This window comes from Salibacterium aidingense DSM 18341 (assembly GCF_000429685.1).
Taxonomy (GTDB): Bacteria; Bacillota; Bacilli; order Bacillales; family Marinococcaceae; genus Salibacterium; species Salibacterium aidingense.
Map to the genome: position 1 here is coordinate 101,743 of NZ_AUCI01000006.1, position 18,246 is coordinate 119,988.

The 18,246-nt window shown below is 45.8% G+C and carries 14 protein-coding genes and 2 pseudogenes; 6 read left to right on the top strand and 10 right to left on the bottom strand.

What is annotated here, in order from left to right:
- Positions 1-60: 60 nt before the first annotated feature.
- The 3 genes from G475_RS0106615 to G475_RS0106625 are packed head-to-tail and all read right to left on the bottom strand — an operon-like array spanning position 61 to position 5,459.
- Complete coding sequence (locus tag G475_RS0106615; RefSeq protein ID WP_026700600.1) at positions 61-1,845, bottom strand: acyl-CoA dehydrogenase family protein; 1,785 nt, start codon at positions 1,843-1,845, stop codon at positions 61-63.
- Between the two features lie 19 nt (positions 1,846-1,864).
- Positions 1,865-3,043, bottom strand: coding sequence for an acetyl-CoA C-acetyltransferase (locus tag G475_RS0106620; protein WP_026700601.1), 1,179 nt, complete (start codon positions 3,041-3,043; stop codon positions 1,865-1,867).
- A gap of 28 nt (positions 3,044-3,071) precedes the next feature.
- Positions 3,072-5,459, bottom strand: a complete 2,388-nt coding sequence (locus tag G475_RS0106625; RefSeq protein WP_026700602.1) for a 3-hydroxyacyl-CoA dehydrogenase/enoyl-CoA hydratase family protein — start codon at positions 5,457-5,459, stop codon at positions 3,072-3,074.
- A gap of 203 nt (positions 5,460-5,662) precedes the next feature.
- Between G475_RS0106625 and G475_RS0106630 the strand changes: the two genes are divergently transcribed.
- The 4 genes from G475_RS0106630 to G475_RS24400 all read left to right on the top strand — a co-directional run bounded on the left by G475_RS0106630 (position 5,663) and on the right by G475_RS24400 (position 9,119).
- Complete coding sequence (locus tag G475_RS0106630; RefSeq protein WP_026700603.1) at positions 5,663-5,935, top strand: hypothetical protein; 273 nt, start codon at positions 5,663-5,665, stop codon at positions 5,933-5,935.
- Positions 5,936-5,948: 13 nt separating this feature from the next.
- Complete coding sequence (locus G475_RS0106635; protein WP_026700604.1) at positions 5,949-6,284, top strand: spore coat protein; 336 nt, start codon at positions 5,949-5,951, stop codon at positions 6,282-6,284.
- Positions 6,285-6,640: 356 nt separating this feature from the next.
- Complete coding sequence (gene thpD, locus G475_RS0106645; RefSeq protein WP_026700606.1) at positions 6,641-7,585, top strand: ectoine hydroxylase; 945 nt, start codon at positions 6,641-6,643, stop codon at positions 7,583-7,585.
- Between the two features lie 121 nt (positions 7,586-7,706).
- Positions 7,707-9,119, top strand: a complete 1,413-nt coding sequence (locus G475_RS24400) for a DUF2254 domain-containing protein (RefSeq protein WP_233275742.1) — start codon at positions 7,707-7,709, stop codon at positions 9,117-9,119.
- Positions 9,120-9,188: 69 nt separating this feature from the next.
- On the opposite strand, the gene G475_RS0106655 is transcribed toward G475_RS24400, so the two are convergent.
- From G475_RS0106655 to G475_RS0106665, 3 genes are all read right to left on the bottom strand, one after another.
- Positions 9,189-9,389, bottom strand: a complete 201-nt coding sequence (locus G475_RS0106655) for a hypothetical protein (protein WP_026700607.1) — start codon at positions 9,387-9,389, stop codon at positions 9,189-9,191.
- Positions 9,390-9,496: 107 nt separating this feature from the next.
- Positions 9,497-10,372 carry a DUF4097 family beta strand repeat-containing protein gene (locus G475_RS0106660; protein ID WP_026700608.1) on the bottom strand — a complete coding sequence of 292 codons (876 nt, stop codon included), beginning with the start codon at positions 10,370-10,372 and terminating at the stop codon, positions 9,497-9,499.
- Between the two features lie 17 nt (positions 10,373-10,389).
- A complete protein-coding gene (locus G475_RS0106665; RefSeq protein ID WP_026700609.1) occupies positions 10,390-10,707 on the bottom strand; it encodes a hypothetical protein in 318 nt (105 codons plus the stop codon).
- A gap of 218 nt (positions 10,708-10,925) precedes the next feature.
- Between G475_RS0106665 and ilvD the strand changes: the two genes are divergently transcribed.
- Positions 10,926-12,620, top strand: coding sequence for a dihydroxy-acid dehydratase (gene ilvD, locus G475_RS0106670; protein WP_026700610.1), 1,695 nt, complete (start codon positions 10,926-10,928; stop codon positions 12,618-12,620).
- Positions 12,621-13,420: 800 nt separating this feature from the next.
- On the opposite strand, the gene G475_RS0106680 is transcribed toward ilvD, so the two are convergent.
- From G475_RS0106680 to G475_RS24410, 4 genes and pseudogenes are all read right to left on the bottom strand, one after another.
- On the bottom strand, positions 13,421-14,422 hold the full coding sequence (locus G475_RS0106680; protein WP_035710473.1) for a siderophore ABC transporter substrate-binding protein: 1,002 nt from the start codon (positions 14,420-14,422) through the stop codon (positions 13,421-13,423).
- 78 nt (positions 14,423-14,500) lie between these two features.
- A complete protein-coding gene (locus tag G475_RS0106685; protein WP_026700613.1) occupies positions 14,501-15,256 on the bottom strand; it encodes an iron ABC transporter ATP-binding protein in 756 nt (251 codons plus the stop codon).
- Positions 15,250-16,201, bottom strand: a pseudogene (locus G475_RS24405) (iron chelate uptake ABC transporter family permease subunit). The gene G475_RS0106685 and the pseudogene G475_RS24405 overlap by 7 nt, the downstream one beginning before the upstream one ends.
- A pseudogene (locus G475_RS24410) lies at positions 16,191-17,143 on the bottom strand (ABC transporter permease). The pseudogenes G475_RS24405 and G475_RS24410 overlap by 11 nt, the downstream one beginning before the upstream one ends.
- Positions 17,144-17,391: 248 nt before the next feature.
- Here G475_RS24410 and G475_RS0106700 point away from each other — a divergent pair.
- Entirely contained in the window at positions 17,392-18,198 is an 807-nt protein-coding gene (locus G475_RS0106700; protein WP_026700614.1) for a ZIP family metal transporter, read from the top strand.
- Positions 18,199-18,246: the final 48 nt, after the last annotated feature.

The window sequence follows — 18,246 nt, forward strand, 5'->3', positions numbered from 1 at the left end:
TCCTTTCCAGTGAAAGGGGTTATATATTTTTGGAGCAATGCCCCAAATTGGATAACAAGGTTACACGACAAACTGTTCTTGTGCGAGCACTTCCGCCGCAGCCCGGCGTTTGAGTTCCACCACATTTACCGGGGTATGGCGGAGCAGTTTTCGCAGCATGGAAAGCATCGTCCTGAGGATGTCTCCTTCTTCCATGTGGACAAGTGATTCTCTTGCATGGGCTTCCAGACGATATACGGCTTCCTGGCAGAAAATCCGCGTCAGATCTATTTTATTTGCTTCCTTTTCTGCCCCGTTTTTCTGTATGGCTTTGTCTGTACGAAGAATAGCGGATTCCATCGAATAAATATCACTAACCATATCGGCCACATTCATCAAAAGCTCCTGTTCTTCTTCCAACGCTTTCCCATACTTGCGCGCACCATTCCCCGCCACCATTAAAAAGAGTTTTTTTGCATTTTTCAACAGGTATTTCTCCTGGTCCAGCGGGGCTTCTCCAGGTTCTTCCGGCATCATCTCCATCAATTCTTCCTGCAAATTTTCCGCCATCGAAAGGAAAGGCAGCTCCCCTTTCATTGCCTTGCGCATAATGGTAGCAGGAACAAGCAGCCGGTTGATTTCATTGGTTCCTTCAAAAATCCGGTTAATGCGGGAATCACGATAAATCGTCTCAATTTCATATTCTGACATAAAGCCGTAGCCCCCATGAATCTGGAGGGCTTCATCCGCCACCATATCCAGCATTTCTGATCCCGCGAATTTATTCAGGGAACACTCAACCGCATATTCGGCAATAGCTGCCGCAATTTTCCCCCCATCTTCCATTTCTTCTTCGTTCAATCTGCCCAGTTGTTTTTCAAACAACCCGCCTGTCCGGTAGATCGAACTCTCCAGTGCATAAATATCAGAAGCCATCGAGGCCAGCTTCTCCTGCACCGCCCGGAATCCGGCAATTGGGGTTTTAAACTGCTTCCGTTCGTTTGCATAGACTGCCGCCAGCTGGAGAGCCCGTTTCGCCGCACCAACACAGCCGACCCCTAATTTATAACGCCCTACGTTTAAAATATTAAATGCAATCACATGGCCGCGCCCTTTTTCGCCAAGAAGGTTTTCCTTTGGAACGTGGACCTCTTCTAAAATTAATGTACGGGTAGAAGAGCCTTTAATCCCCATTTTTTTCTCTTCCGGTCCAAAAGAGACTCCGTCGTATTCCCGTTCGACAATGAATGCAGAAAAGTCTTCCCCGTTGATTTTGGCATAGACAATAAATACATCGGCGAAGGCAGAATTAGTGATCCACTGTTTTTCTCCATTTAAAACATAATGGGTGCCTGCCTCGTTTAAAACAGCAGTCGTTTTTGCACTCAGAGCATCCGACCCGGAGCTTGGCTCTGTGAGGGCGTAGGCAGCAATTTTCTCACCCGTTGCCAAGCCAGGAAGATACTGCTTTTTTTGTGACTCATTCCCGAAAAATACAATAGGCAACGTTCCTATTCCGACGTGGGCGCCGTGGCTTAGAGAGAATGCCCCGGCTCTTGAGAATTTTTCTGTAATTAACGTGGAACTAATTTTATCAAGTCCAAGTCCTCCGTATTTTTCGGGAACATCGGCTCCTAAAAGGCCAAGTTCTCCTGCTTCTTCCAACAGCCGCCGGGATATTTCAAACTGATGGTTTTCCATTTTTTCCGCTTCCGGCACAACTTCTCCTAAGACAAAATCTTCGGTCGTCTTTGCTATCATTTTCTGTTCTTCTGTGAAATCTTCCGGAGTAAATACCTGCTCCGAAGGCACCTCCTCCACTAAAAAACCAGCGCCTTTCCAACCCATTTCCATCGTACGGCTCATAAGTGCCCCTCCATCCCGATCATATTAATTCAAATACCCCGGCAGCGCCCATTCCGCCGCCAATACACATCGTAACGACACCAAACTGCTCGTTTCTTCGTTTCATTTCATGGATTAACGTCAGCGTCAATTTGGTCCCGGTGCAGCCAAGCGGATGGCCAAGAGCAATCGCGCCGCCATTTACATTTACTTTGCCATGGTCAAGGTGAAGCTCGCGTATTACCTGCAGCGCCTGCGATGCGAAAGCTTCATTCAACTCAAATAATCCAATATCTTCAATTTCCAGACCTGCCTGTTTAACCGCCTTCGGAATCGCTTCCACAGGGCCAATACCCATAATTTCCGGGCGCACCCCTGCCACCGCAAAGGTGTGAAATTTAACGATGGGACGGAGTCCTTCAGCTGCGGCTTTTTCTCGGTCCATGACCAATACTGAAGCTGCTCCATCGCTCATCTGGGAAGCGTTGCCGGCCGTTACGGTACCCAGTGGATGAAATGATGGCTTCAGGGATGAAAGAATCTCTATCGAGGTATTAGGCCGAACCCCTTCATCCTGGGAAAAGGTTTGTTTTTGTTCCTGTAATCGATTGTCTTTTCCAACAGACCTCCTGGTAATCTCAACCGGGAGTATTTCTTCATCGAACAATCCAGCCTTTTGGGCAGCAGCAGCACGGCGGTGGCTCTCCACCGCAAAAGCATCCTGGTCCTCGCGCGGCACATTGAATTCTTTTGCTACCTGCTCTGCTGTATATCCCATTCCCATGTAATATTCCGGTGCTTCCTCAACTAAATCAGGGTTTGGTGCAATCACATGCCCTCCCATGGGAATCAGACTCATAGATTCTGCTCCCCCGGCAAGAACAGCGCTCGAGCAGCCCAGCATAATTTGTTCCGCCCCATAAGCAATGCTCTGCAGGCCGGAAGAACAATACCGGTTAATCGTAACAGCAGGAACAGAAGGCGGAAGACCGGCCAATGCCGCAATATTTCTTGCCATGTTCATACCTTGTTCCGCTTCCGGCATCGCACATCCGATAATGAGGTCATCCACTTCCGAAGACTCGAATCCACCCGCACGGCGGAGGGTTTCTTTTAGGGTCATAGCACCCAGATCATCAGGGCGGGTCTGCGCTAGTGTTCCTTTGTGCGCCTTTCCTGCCGGTGTTCTGGCACCGGAAACGATAACGGCTTCTCTCAACAGCTTCCCCTCCTATTTTACAAACCTATTAGTTACGCAGAGCTTTCCCTTTTTGAAGCATATACTGCATACGCTGCTGCGTTTTTGGTTCACCTGCCAGACTTAGAAATGCTTCCCGTTCCAGATCCAGTAAGTAGTCCTCGTTGACAACCGTTCCTTTTGGCACTCTGCCTCCGGCTAAAACAAAAGCTAATTTTTCCGCGATTTTTACGTCATGTTCGGAGGCCCGCCCTCCCATTTGAAGAGTCTTCGCTCCAAGTTTCATGGCAGCGCAGCCCGTTTCTCCAACTACGGGAATGACTGGCGCCTTAGGTGGAGCATACCCTTTTTCATAAAGATGAAGAACGTGCTGTTTCGCTTTATAAATTCTGTGATCCGTGTTAATAATAACGTCATCTCTTTCACTCATATAACCAAATTCCCTGGCTTCATCCGCGGATGTGGAAACGCTGGCAAGAGCTATCTTTTCAAATACTTTGTTGGCTATCGGCATCAGATCTGCCGCTGCATTTTTCGGCAGTTTTTCCATCTGGCGGAGATACAATTCCTTGTTTCCTCCGCCGCCGGGAATAAGACCAACCCCGCTTTCAACAAGCCCCATGTAAGTCTCTGAGGCAGCCTGCATACTTGCCGAGGGAAGACAAATCTCCGCTCCGCCTCCGAGCGTCATCTGGTGCGGAGCAGTTACGACCGGACGCCGGGAATAACGGATGTTTTTTGTAGTTCTCTGAAACTTCCGAACGACCAAATCAATTTCCGTAAAATTATCGTCCTGAGCTTCCATGAGAATCATCATTAAATTCGCCCCAACACAAAAATTTTTACCCTGGCTGGCGATAACCAGACCTTTGTAGTTGGCTTCTACTTCTTCTAAAGCGTGATCTACCATCTGCATGACATCAAGACCGATCGAATTATTTGGAGAATGAAACTCCAAACCTGCCACGCCGTCCCCCAGATCCATCAGGCTGGCCCCGGCATTTTTCTTTATCACCCCACCGCTGTCTTTGATCGTCTGAAAGGAAATTTCTTTTTGATTCCTCTTTTTTTCTATATACTGGCCCTGGTGATAAAAGGAATAAGGACCTTGGTAAAACGAAGGAATTCCCTCATCAAGCATCGATAGGACCCAGGCAGGAATTATTTCTCCCTCCGCTTTCATCCGTTCGACCGACCGTTCCACACCGATAGCATCCCACGTTTCAAACGGTCCTGCTTCCCAGCCAAACCCCCACTTCATCGCATCATCGACTGCTGCAATATCGTTGGCAATGCTCGCGCATTTCTCTGCAGAATACAACAGCATCGGTTTCAACATGTTCCAGACAAGTTTTCCGGCCTCATCTTCCGCATAAATAAGCGCTTTCAACTTATCCGAAAGCTGATTTGCCCGTTTGGCTTCTTCGATAGAAGGGGTTTTAGGTTTCTTTGCAGGCTGGTATTCCATCGTGTCTGGATTTAATTCCAGAATTTCGCTTCCCTGTTCTCCTTTTACTTTTTTATAAAAACCCTGTCCTGCTTTGCTCCCAATCCATCCTTTTTCTTCCATCTCCTTCATAAATGCGGGCGGATCAAAGATGGCTTTCTCTTTCCCTTCCACCTTATCGCGGACGTTTCCAGCCACATGAAGGAACGTATCGAGACCGACCACATCCAGCGTTCGAAACGTTGCACTTTTAGGACGGCCGATGAGCGGTCCGGTTACCGAATCGATTTCCCCTACGGACCAGCCTTCTTTCATCATTTCCTGTACGGTGATAAGAAGCCCATAGGTTCCTATTCTGTTACCGATAAAATTCGGAGTATCTTTTGCTTCCACAACCCCTTTTCCCAGAACGTTTTCGGCAATATTTGTCATAAACGCGAGGACACGTTTTTCGGTTTTCTTATGAGGAATAATCTCCAGGAGCTTCAGATAGCGGGGCGGGTTAAAAAAGTGAGTGCCCAGAAAATGAGACTGAAACGCTTCCGATCTTCCTTCAGCCATCTTATTGATCGAAATACCCGACGTATTAGAACTTACTACTGCTCCTTCTTTACGATACGTGTCCACTTCCGCTAATATTTTTTTCTTAATATCTATGTTTTCAACAACAACTTCAATAATCCAGTCTGCCTCCTGAATACGAAACATATCGTCCTCAAAGCAGCCGATGTCAATGTAATAAAGATTCTCTTCTACTGTAAGAGGAGCAGGTTTTTGCTTTTTCAAATCGTTTAAAGCTGTCTGTGCCAGACGGTTACGAACTGTTTTGTCCTCTAACGTCTTTCCCTGCTGTTTTTCTTCCTCTGTCAGGAAATCAGGCTTTTTATCCAGCAAAAGCACCGGTATACCGGCATTCGCCAAATGGGCTGCTATTCCTGCCCCCATTACCCCCGCCCCTAAAACCACGGCCTTTTGGATGCTGTCCTTCATCTTCATCCTCCTTTTGAATGAATACTCATTCAATATTAAGCCAAAAAAATAAAGCGTTTCCTTCGTTCTCTTTTTACTATATACGATGAATAAGAAAATGACAATAGAAAATACAGAAAATTTCCTCTTCCGACATGCATAATTGTTCCTTCCCATGCAGAAACTACCCTGTGAAACGATTAAAACGGAAAGGAGCGATCGTGATGAGCCCACAACAGCAGCCCCAATCTTCCTCATCTCAGAACGTGATGCCGCAGCCGCCTCAGTCGGTGACGGTAAAGGACCATTTGTATATAGAGGATATGCTGAGCTGGAATTTAACAGCCGCGAAAAAAGCAGCTTTTTTCTCAAAACAGTGCACGGACATGGAAGTCAAGCAGGAACTGGAAACCATGGCCCGCATGCACGAAAGACACTATCAACAGCTGCTTCCTCATCTGCAGTCAGGAAGCCAGCCGATTCAACCTACAAATTAAGGAGGGTTTTTCCATGGCACCATCGTCTAAAATACAAAATCCGGAAACACAAATACCAAAAACTCCGGAGATGAATGATCGAGACTTTTTAAACGATATGCTTACCACAGAAAAATACATGACATCTTCTTATAGTTACGCCATGAACGAAGCCAGCCACGAAAACCTGTACGATCAAATTTCCATGATATGTGATGAAACCCAAAACAGCCAGCGTACTCTGTTTAATCTTATGTTTAAGAAGGGCTGGTACAGCTTTGAAACAGCTCCTTCCCAGGCGCTGGATCAAACATATCAGCAATTCACCGGCTACACAAACCAGCTTCCTTCCTCAGGCATGACAAATTAATAGTAAGAAAAACGGAGTCAGGGAATTTCCCTGAACTCCGTTTTTTTAGTAAAGAAAAGGATTTGCTTGTGTGCTAAGCAGTTCGGAGTGCCGCTCCTGTGCTTTCCCAGTGTTTCATTATTTAGACAGCTTGGGTTATTTCGTTATACCTTTTTATGTAATCTTGTAAACTTAATTTTTTTAAAAAAAATTAAATTTGCTGTATCCCCCGGCTTATCTGATTTACAAAGCCAAATAAAAAGTGATGGGATAAAAAGTTTAGTTTCAGGGTGTTTATTTATAAATATAATTGGGTATGTGTCTCACGGACTCGCCATTTCAATAATCAGTGAAATAGGAAAAGGAGTGATGGTGTAATGGCAGTCGATAAGTATCCTTCTAGAAACGGCCGCGAGGCCAAGATCATGGAACGGAAAGACCCTGTAGTTCACCGTAACCCTGAATTTTCGGATGGTCCTCTGAGAGAAAAAGATTTAAACTCTTTTGAGGAAAATGGCTATTTGCTGTTTGAGAAACTTTTTAACGACGATGAAGTTTCGATCATGAAAAGCGAGCTGCAGCGGACAATGGATTACAATAAGGAACGTGACGCAGACGACGTCATTAAAGAACCGGGCAGCAATGAAATACGTTCCGTTTTTGAAATCCATAAAGACAGCGGATTCTTTCAGGCGCTGGCGAAAAATGAACGCATCGTCAAGGCAGCCCAGCAGATTCTTGGGAGTCAGGTCTATATCACACAGTCCCGGATAAATTTCAAACCAGGCTTTAAAGGTAAGGAGTTCTACTGGCATTCGGACTTTGAGACTTGGCATCAAGAAGATGGCATGCCTGATATGAGAGCTGTCAGCTGCTCCATTATTTTAACGGATAACTATGAATTTAACGGTCCGCTTATGCTTGTTCCTGGTTCTCACAAATGGTTTGTATCCTGCCCTGGCGCTACACCGGAACAGAACTATAAGTCTTCTCTAAAAAAGCAGGAAACAGGAGTGCCTGACAATGACAGCATGAGCTGGCTGGTGGACCAGGCAGACGGCCGTATCGACCGTGCTACCGGTCCAGCAGGGTCCGTGCTCTTCTTTGAGTGCAATACTATGCATGGCTCTGCCGGAAACATCTCCCCTTATCCGCGAAGCAATGTGTTCTTTGTCTTCAATTCAATTGAAAACAAACTGCAGGAACCATTTTCCGGACAGGATGCGCGGCCTGAATTTCTGGCCAACCGGGAAAATATTCAACCTATCCAGCCAAACAAAGATCGTCTTCAAAACTTCTCACACCGCATTAAACGCAATTAATAAGAAATGCTCCCTGTCTCGCACAGGGAGCTTCTTTTTTTTACTTATATTATAGTTTTACTCGTTTTTTCGCAGGGTACTAATAAATAGATCTAACAACAAAATGAGAGGTTTATTTATCATGAAACGAGTTATACTGCCACGACCTTTATTAAAATTAGTTACCATGTCCAGACGCCAGTTTCTTTATGAACTCAAGGCAAATTTGTGGTTCAGCTCCATTATATACGGTATCCTGGCTCTTACTGTGGTTTTTATTTCCTACCTGCTGGATTTCACGATACGAATCGAGCAATACGTTCCTGAATTGTTTATTTCCAGTTATGAATTGACTCATATCCTTGTCAGTACACTTATCGGCGGAATTTTAACCCTGAACGCTTTTACGTTTAACTCTATCCTTGTGGTGCTTACTTCTTTTTCTGGTCAATTTTCACCACGAATGCTGCTCAGCTTTATTTCGGACCGAAAAACGCAGCACGTGCTTGGTATATTTAACTCCTGCCTACTCTATGTGCTCATATCTTTTTTTCTTATTAACGAAGAAAGAAGCAGTGTATACGCGGCCATCCCCACGTTTACTGTATTATTCGCGGTACTGACCCTGGCCAATTTTGTATTTTTTATTAATCATGCTGTGAAGTGGATGCAGGTGCCGAACTTGACCCAAAACATGAAAATAGAATCAAAACGAACGATTCTGCAGACGTTATTAAAAGATCTGGAACCATACCGTACCAAGGATCCTGCCTTCACCATGAAACACCTGCCTGAAGAAGAGGCCCATGTTATTACGTCAGCGGAGACTGGTTTTATTCAGATTTTTGATTACAAACGCTTAATCAAAGAAGCCAAAAAAGATGAGATCGTTATTCGGCTGGAAAAACGGATCGGTGATTTCGTCACAGAAGGGCTCCCCTTATTATCCTATTGGAAAGAAAATAATCATTCATTTAATGAAGAAAAATACCGAAAATTGATTTATCTCGGCCCGAAAAAAACGGAAGTGCAGGATTTAGAATTCGGCGTGAACAAATTAACGGAGATTGCGATGAAAGCAATAGGTAACGATGACCCTAATACGGCCAACAATGCGATTTATCAATTGACGGACCTGTTGGTGTCGATTTCAAAAGTTACCCGGTTTTCCCCTTATTTAACAGGCCATGATAATCAGCTTCGTGTCATTATTAAAGATGAATCCTTTGATTATTATTTGTATGCGGCTTTTTCGCAGATTAGCGTAGCAGCCAAAAATGACCCGTTTCTCACCGCCAATATTCTGGAGGCCCTCACGATTCTCTCGAAATCGATCTCTTCTGAAAATCATTACTGCTGCTGGCAGTTCGCCTCTTCGGTAGCACGGGGGTATCAATCCGGGTTCTCCTATTCCTATAACGAGCAGCGTTTTTTCGGGAGCCTGAAAGGGATAGCTGAAACAACAGGCAATAAAGATGCCTATGCCGAATTGGAAAAGGAATTGCGGGAAAGACTGCGGCAGTCTTCCCTGGTGGAAGAGCAGAATATCCAGTAAGAAAAAAATCACCTGGGCACCCCAGATCAATCATTAAAAACAGCTGTGCATTCTGCTGCACAGCTGTTTTTAATAACCTTCGGATTGTTTTTCTTTCTCCTCAGCCGTATGTGTAATCAAAAGGCTGTAAGACATGGAAAACACCATTCCTGCGAAACCGATAATTTGAAGGACAGAACTTTGAGTGCCCTCAAATTGGACCGAACCAATAAAAAACATAAGGACAAAACCAGTTAATAGGAGAAACGCCAACACCATTGGCAATCTCATACTTCCCCTCCTTTATATTGTCACTTATATGCTTTGATTCGGTTTTTATGAAGTCGAATCAGGCCGGATGATGCGGTTATTCTCTCTTTGCAGAATTGGTAAAACTGTTACTCCGATATATGAATATCACCGCTTACGGAAGAAATCGATAACAATCCGCCGTTATCTCCTCTCTGACCCTTCAAGCTCCGCTGGGTCTGTTCCATATCCTGCAGCGGCAGTTCATTTTGAATATCACCGCTTGAGACAGAACATTCAAGTCGGAGTCCGGCATTTCCCACCTCCGCCTCCACATCTCCAGATGTCACCTCAATGGACGAAGAAGCAAATTCTGACCATTGCACGTCCATATCCCCGGAGGTCAACATAGCAGATAACGGACCGTTCCACCCTTCGATTTCCATATCTCCTGATACTGTTTTCACGGAGGCTTGCTTTGTTTCTACCTCTGCAGCTGTTAAATCTCCTGATTGGGCAGAATGCTGCAGGTGGTTCACCTTTATTTCCCCTATCTCCACATCCCCGGAAGCCACTTCGATACTCAGAGAATCTAAGGCTTCTTGATGGTGATTATCAAACCGGACATCACTGGAAGCCCCATTCACGGAAAGGTTCCCTGAAAAGCTGTCCGGCAGCAAAATTTCCCATTCCCCCTGTTTCCCTGTCCATCCAAGTCTGGATAACCAACCTTCTTTTTCTTCCTGTATATTTAACGAGTTCGGTTCCGCCGTGTTCGTCTGCAGAGACTCAAGATCTGATCCATGACGGGAACGGATCGTAATTGTATTTTCATCATGGCGGTTGATAACAACATCCTGGCTTTCCACCTGTATTTCCACCGTTGCTTCGTTCTGCCATGGAATCGTTTCTTCCTGTCCCCTTTTTTCAGATACAGAAAAAGCGGCAGGAAAATGATCAATAACCGAACAGACCAAAATAACAAGCCCGGCCGTAATTAAAATCATTCCACCTAATTTTTTCATTGTCCACCCTCATTTTTTCAGTCCCGCACCGACGAAGCTTTTTGACGGTCTTTATAGTGTTTAAATAGATAAAGTGCAATAATAACAAGAATGGCCGGCCCGAGAAATACCGGCAGCCACCCGGCTAAAACAAAGGATCCCAGAATAATCAATCCAATACCGCCAAGAATCATCACCCTGGACGTCTGCCGGCGGAGCAGCCTTGCCCCCGCATAAAACAACAACACCGCCGTTAAAATTGTGAAAATCGTAAATAGATCATCACCTAACAGTGCAAATAAACCGATAACTGCGAGAATACCTATAATAATGCTATTTCTTTTTCCAAAGAACATGATGGATAGCGGCCCCTTTTCTTTGTCGTATAGTGTCTTCTCTTATTCTACGGGAGTTGGCTGCGTTTTTCACCCTGGGACAGGGGGATTTTATCTCCGTCTAAGGTTGGAGAAATTTTTCCCTTTTTAGTCAATATAATTGATAGTCCCCTCCACTCCTAGTATCATTAACACTAGGTTTATTTTATTTTTATTTAATCCTAGAGAGGATGAGAAACATGGAAAATAATAAGGATCTCCGTATCCGAAGCAAAGTCATCAGTGAAAATGCCAACCGCATGCCGAACCGCTCGATGCTCCGGGCTGTCGGCTTTGAGGATGAGGACTTTAAAAAACCGATGGTCGGCGTGGCGAGTACATGGACCGAAGTAACTCCGTGTAACATACATATTGACCGCCTTGCCCGTGAAGCAAAATCCGGTGCTTCCGAGAGTGGTGCTGCTCCTCTTATTTTTAATACCATAACGGTTTCCGACGGTATTGCGATGGGGCATGAAGGAATGAGCTACTCCCTGCCAAGCCGTGAAATTATTGCCGATTCAATCGAAGCCGTTACCGGCGCCGAGCGTTTTGATGGATTTGTCACGATTGGGGGATGTGACAAAACGACACCCGGCTGTATGATCTCGATCGGGCGGCTGAATCTGCCCTCTGTTTATATTTATGGCGGAACCATTCAGCCAGGCAAATTAAACGGACAAGATATCGATATCGTTTCTTCTTTTGAAGCGGTCGGCCAGTATCAACAAGGAACCATTAATGAAGAAGAACTTCATCAAGTGGAATGTAACGCCTGTCCAGGAGCTGGTGCCTGCGGCGGCATGTACACGGCCAATACAATGGCGGCTGCTGTGGAAGCCCTCGGCATGAGTATTCCCGGCTCCTCCTCCACTCCGGCCATTTATGACTATAAAGAAGAAGAATGCCGTCAGGCCGGCGCCATGGTTATCGATCTTCTGAAAAAAGAAATCTATCCGCGCGATATTATGACGAAAAAAGCGTTTGAAAACGCGATCACGGTGGTCATGGCTCTCGGCGGTTCAACGAACGCCTTTCTGCACCTGCTCGCCATCGCACGTTCCGCAGACGTTGAGCTGACCTATGACGACTTTGAACGGGTCCGCAAAAACGTTCCGCATATTGCGGATTTGAAACCAAGCGGCAAATACGTCATGCAGGACCTTTATATGGCCGGCGGCGTACCCGCTGTTATGAAAATGCTGCTGAAAGAAGGCCTTCTGCACGGAGACTGCCTCACCGTCACTGGAAAAACACTGGCGGAAAATCTGGCCGAAGCTCCGGATTTAAAAGAAGGACAAGACATTATCAAACCCCTCAGCCAGCCGATCAAGCCAAATGGGCCACTTGTGGTTCTAAAAGGAAATCTAGCCCCGGAAGGTGCTGTCGCTAAAATGTCCGGCCAGAAAATCAGCCGTTTCGAAGGACCGGCTAAAGTATATGACAGTGAAGCGGAAGCAACGACAGCGATTGAAGGAGACGAGATTCAAGAAGGAGACGTTCTTGTCATTCGGAACGTCGGCCCCAAAGGCGGACCTGGCATGCCGGAAATGCTCTCCATCACCGCCATGATTGTCGGCCGCGGTCTCGGAGGGAGAGTTGCTCTTATCACAGACGGAAGGTTCTCCGGAGGATCCCACGGGTTTGTGATCGGACACCTTGCGCCGGAAGCTGCTGCCGGCGGGCCGATTTCACTGCTGCAGACCGGAGACAAGATTACAATCGACAGCGAAACCCAGGAAATCAATTTTGATGTGACGAGCGAAGAGCTTGATAAACGGGCTCGTACACAAGAACCATTTCAACCGCGTCACACGACGGGAGCGCTCGCGAAATACGCAAAGCTCGTCTCTTCCAGTGCCAAAGGCGCCATTACAGACGAGAATTTGTTTTAAGCAGTCTGGCTGGTGCCAGCGCCAGGGGTTTCTGCGGACATATATTCCGTTATTCGACGAAATTACCGCCTTTTAGAAGCCTATTCGGACATTTGTTCCGTTATTTGATAAAAGGACAGGTCTTTTTGCCTTGAAAACAGGAAATAGCGGATTAAATGTCCGCGACCTCCTGCAAAAAACGAAAAATCCTTAAAATAGAGGATCAGATGTCCACCTGATAGCAGTTCCCAGGTATCCATCACCAGACCCTGAAAAAAAAGAGTCTGGGACAAAACATTATCAAGGACAAAAAATCCGAACGATTTTTTCATAAATCGTTCGGATTTTTGTGTATTGTTCTATCGCTGCGTCAAAATAGGTCGCTTTCCGCGGGCACGGCTCGAATAAAGGAGGATCGGCTAAGGACGGCACATCCTGTGCCGACGCCGATCTGACCCGCATCCGGCGGGCCCTCGGGAAGAAAGCCACTTCCTGCGGGGTCTCGAGACTCGTGCTTTTCCCGCAGGAGTCGACCTATTTTAACTCCGCTGAATGGACGTTTTTGTTATATAAACCCTAAGATGTCCGTTTTACCAATTTTTCTTTCGTTTGGCCCAATCTCCCTCTCTATTCAGCCGAGACCGGCCACGGAGACTCCTATGGGACGAAGACGAACTGAAGATTCACTTGGCAATGCGATCTTCTTTACCAAGTGAGCTGAAGTCGTCCCTATGGAAAGCGCAGTGACCGGGTGCAACAATCCCATCGTCATTATTTTGTTCGGGTTTTCGGCCAGCTCCTATCCTTCTGTCCCGGCTTCTTTATTCTGCCAAAGCTGATTCTGCTTCTGCTGCCATTTCCGGCACGGATTGGAGGCCGCCTCCGGAAATGTACCAGTAGTTTGGATTGAGATACACAATGTTTCCTTTTTCATAGGCGGAGGTCCGCTCTGTTAATTCGTTTTCCACTACTTCCCGGGCAGTTGTCTCACCGCCGACTACAGCACCGCGGTCAATGACGAACAGATAATCCGGATCTTCTTCCTTCACATACTCAAACGAAACACTTTGTCCGTGGGTGGATGCTTCGATGTTTTCATCGGCCTGTGGAAAACCGAATTCGTCATGAATGATACCAAATCGCGATCCAGCCCCATAGGCACTGAGTTCCCCGTCATTGGCCAGAACAACGAGTGCCTCTTCGTCCATAGACGATGCTTCTTCCTGCAGGGCATCAATATCTTCTTTGATGGAAGCCAGTTCTTCTTCCGCCTGCTCTTCTTTTTCAAAAATACCGGCCAGGGCGGTTACATTGGCTTCAAATGAATTCCAGTAGTCTTCGGTATCAACCCCCATATAGATGGTAGGAGCAATATCACTTAATTCTTCATACGCATCCGATTGCCGGCCGGAGATGATGATCAACCCCGGATCCATGGCTGCAATTTTTTCAAAATCCGGCTCTTTAATCCCCCCGACATTTTCATACTCGGAATTCTCATACTGCTCCAGGTACTCAGGAACGTTGGCCTGTGGAACACCGCCTACATCGACTCCCAGCGCATCCAGCGTATCGAGGCTGCCAAAGTCTAATACGACAACATTCTCCGGATTTTTTTCCAGCGTTGTTTCTCCCAGTTCATGATCAATAGTAACTTCCGCTGCTTCTTCCGTATTTTCTTCGTCTGTGGTTTCTTCTGATGGACTTTCTCCTGAAACCTCTTCTGTTTCCTCTCCGGAAGTTTCTTCCGCGTCTTCTGCTCCGCATGCTGCCATTACCACTATAAGTAAGCATCCTGCCATAAACATCGTGATTTTTCTCATCATTATGTGCTCCTCCTTTGTATAAAATCATGGACCAAGTACAAGCAGAACTCTGTTTGTTTTTCCTCCCTCTTGTGTTTAAAAATAAACACAGATCTTCTGGTGGTTAATGTGCTGAATGGTCATATCCAGCTCATAAATATCCCGTAATACCTCGCGATTGATGATTTCATCTGTGCTTCCTTCCTTCACAATTCTGCCATCCTTCATCGCGACGATATAATCGGAATAACAGGAAGCAAAATTAATGTCGTGGATCACAAGGACCACTGTTTTCCCAAGGTCATCAACTAATTGACGAAGCACCTTCATGATTTGCACAGAATGTTTCATATCCAGATTATTCAGGGGTTCATCGAGCAGGATATAATCCGTGTCCTGGGCAATGACCATCGCGATAAACGCACGCTGTCTCTGGCCGCCGCTTAATTGATCCAGAAACTTCTCCTGCATGTCTTCCAGTTCCATGTACTGAATAGCATCGTGCACATACTTCCAGTCCTCCTCCTTCAGTTTTCCCTGTGAATAAGGAAAACGGCCGAAGCAAACGAGCTCCTTCACGGTTAACCTGACATTCATGTAATTGGACTGTTTTAATATGGATACCTTTTTCGCTAACTCTTTACTGGAAGTCTCGGCTACGTCTCTGTTATCGACAAGCACTTCCCCGCTGTCCCGTGTAATCAGACGGCTTACCATGGACATCAGCGTACTTTTCCCGGCCCCGTTCGGTCCGATAAACGTCGTAATTTTTCCAGGTTCTACCTGCACAGAAACACCCTCCACCACTGTCTGGGGCCCGTATTTTTTAAATAAATGTTTTACGTTTACCATGATTTATTCTCCTTTAACAAAAGATATATAAAATAAACACCGCCCACAAAGTTCACAATGACGCTTAATGTGGTAGAAAAAGTGAAAACTCTTTCGACCAGCACCTGCCCGCCTATTAAAGCAATAATGCTGATTAACACAGCCGCTGTGATTAATGGTTTATGCCGGAATGTTTTCATAAACTCGTACGCCACATTGGCCACAAGCAGGCCGAGAAACGTAATAGGGCCGACAAGCGCCGTTGAAATAGAAATGAATACCACGACAATTAACAACAGCCGCTTAACCACATAATCGTAGGGAACACCGAGGTTGACAGCATGTTCTTTTCCAAGAGCGAGTACGTCCAAATACCTGGCAAACCGGAGAAAGTAAAGGACAGAGAGACTTATCCCCGCCGTAGATAAAAGGGGCAGCTCGGTCTGGACGTTGTTGAAGCTGGCAAACATACGATCCTGCACAATCAGGAACTCATTTGGATCAATGAGCATCTGCATGAACGAAGAGATGCTTTCAAAAAATGTGCCGAACACCAATCCAATTAACAGCAGGAAATAAAGATTCCGTCCTTCTCCGCGGAAAAGAAAGTGATACAGCAGGAAAGCAAACATCTTCATCATTCCGATGGAGAGCAGAAAATTTACGTTTTTGTTCGTGATGCTCAATGTATCTGATCCATAAAGGAAAATAATAGCGGTCTGGGTGAGCATGTAAAGCGAGTCCAGTCCGATAATACTCGGTGTTAATATGCGGTTGTTCGTCAACGTCTGAAACACAATAGTTGAAAAAGCAATGGCTGCTCCGGTTAATCCGATCGCAAGCACCTTTTTTCCCCTGCTCGGCAGGACGTAATCCCAGTTTCCTTCCACTCCCCTGAAACATAAAAAAGGCGGCACATAACACAGCCAGAACAAATAGAAGCCATAGCTTGGCCTTATGACTCATAGGCTTTTCTCCTCAGCAACAAATAGATAAATAGGCCGCTTCCGTTCACACCGACGGTCAGACCGATCGATATTTCATAAGGGAAAATGATCAGCCGGCCGGTGATGTCGCAGAACAACACAAATACAGCACCGAGCATTGCTGTGTGAGGCAGATTCTTTCTTAAATGGTCCCCCCGGAAGATGGTGACAATATTAGGAACCACCAGACCCAGAAACGGAATCATGCCTACTGTCAGCACCACAACGGAGGTCACCATGGCAACCACCACAAGGACAAGGTTTACCACCTTCTGATAAGAAAGGCCGAGATTGGTGGAAAAGTCTTCCCCCATCCCCGCAACAGTGAATTTATTTGCGAATGCGTAAGCAATGATAATACGGGAAGGGTTATGTAAATCAGTTCATACTGCCCGCTGATGATCATCGAGAAATCTCCGTGCAGCCAGGACGACATGTTTTGAATGATGTCATTTTTATAGGCAAAAAACGTCGTGATGGAACCGATAATGTTGCCAAACATGAGTCCCACCAGCGGAATAAACACGGAATCCTTAAACTTGATACGTTCAAGTATTTTCATAAATAGGAATGTTCCCAATAATGCAAAACCAAAAGACACGGCTGCCTTTTCCAGCGGGGATGCATTCGTGAAAATCATTAGAGCTACCAGAATCCCGAGCCTGGCAGAATCCATGGTTCCTGCAGTAGTCGGAGAAACGAATTTATTCCGGCTTAACTGCTGCATAATCATGCCGCAGACGCTCATACTCATTCCGGCAATAAGAATACTCGCAAGTCTCGGCAGCCGGCTTACTGCCAGCGTATGAGCCTGATCTTCCGTTAAATCAAACAGGTCAAAGGGTGATAAGGGAGTAACGCCGATAAAGATAGAAGCGAAAGATAATACCAGAAGCGCTCCTGCTAAATACCTTTTTTTCATATAAGTCCTATACTTTCTACTTCTTTAAAGAATACGAGCTGTCCACATTCAATAATGATAATCATTATCAATTTAATTGATAACAGTTATCATTCTATCATGTTTTCTTTTTCTGTCAATATTTTCTCCAGCTGGACAACCTCTTTTGTCATCTTTGTTATTGACAGTTTCCTCACTTAAGAGTAAGATAAAATAAAAGTTTCCCTTAGGCAAAAAAGTGATATACATTCAAAACGGGAGTGGAGAGAATGGAATATTTTTTATCGTTACACCCAGTCATGCAGGCCTTTTTAGGCACCCTGTTCACTTGGGGGATGACTGCTTTTGGTGCAGGAGCTGTATTTTTTTCCAGAGGAACAAACCATCGACTAATGGATGGAATGCTTGCTTTTGCAGGCGGCGTGATGATAGCAGCCAGCTTTTGGTCTCTTCTGGCTCCTGCCATCGACATGGCCGAAGATAGCGTGGTCCCCGGCTTCATACCAGCTTTAATCGGCTTTTTGCTGGGAGGAGCTCTGCTGCTGCTCGTGGATAAAATTCTTCCCGTCATTAATCATGACCGCTATTTTGCTGAAATAAAAAATATCAAGGCGAAACACCGTACGGCATTACTCGTTTTTTCCGTGACCCTTCATAATATACCCGAAGGCCTTGCCATTGGTGTGGCGTTTGGCGCATTAGCAGCAGAGTTTTCGAATGCTTCTATAGGAGGAGCTGTTGCTCTTGCCCTTGGCATCGGTATTCAAAACTTTCCGGAAGGGATGGCTGTGTCGATGCCGTTATACCGGGAAGGAATGTCTAAATGGAAAAGTTTTATGTACGGCCAGTTTTCCGGTATGGTAGAACCTATAGCAGCAGTATTTGGAGCGGTAGCCATTATCTTGGTTGATCCCCTGCTTCCTTACGCACTGAGTTTTGCAGCAGGTGCGATGATTTTTGTTGTCGCTAAAGAAATTATCCCGGGATCCCAGGAGCGCGGCTATGTCCAGTTTTCTTCGATCTGTCTCATGATCGGCTTTGCTGTAATGATGACCCTTGATGTCGCCCTCGGGTAGTTCCACTCACAACACTGGCAGATCTTTCTGTTGATATAAAATAAAGCT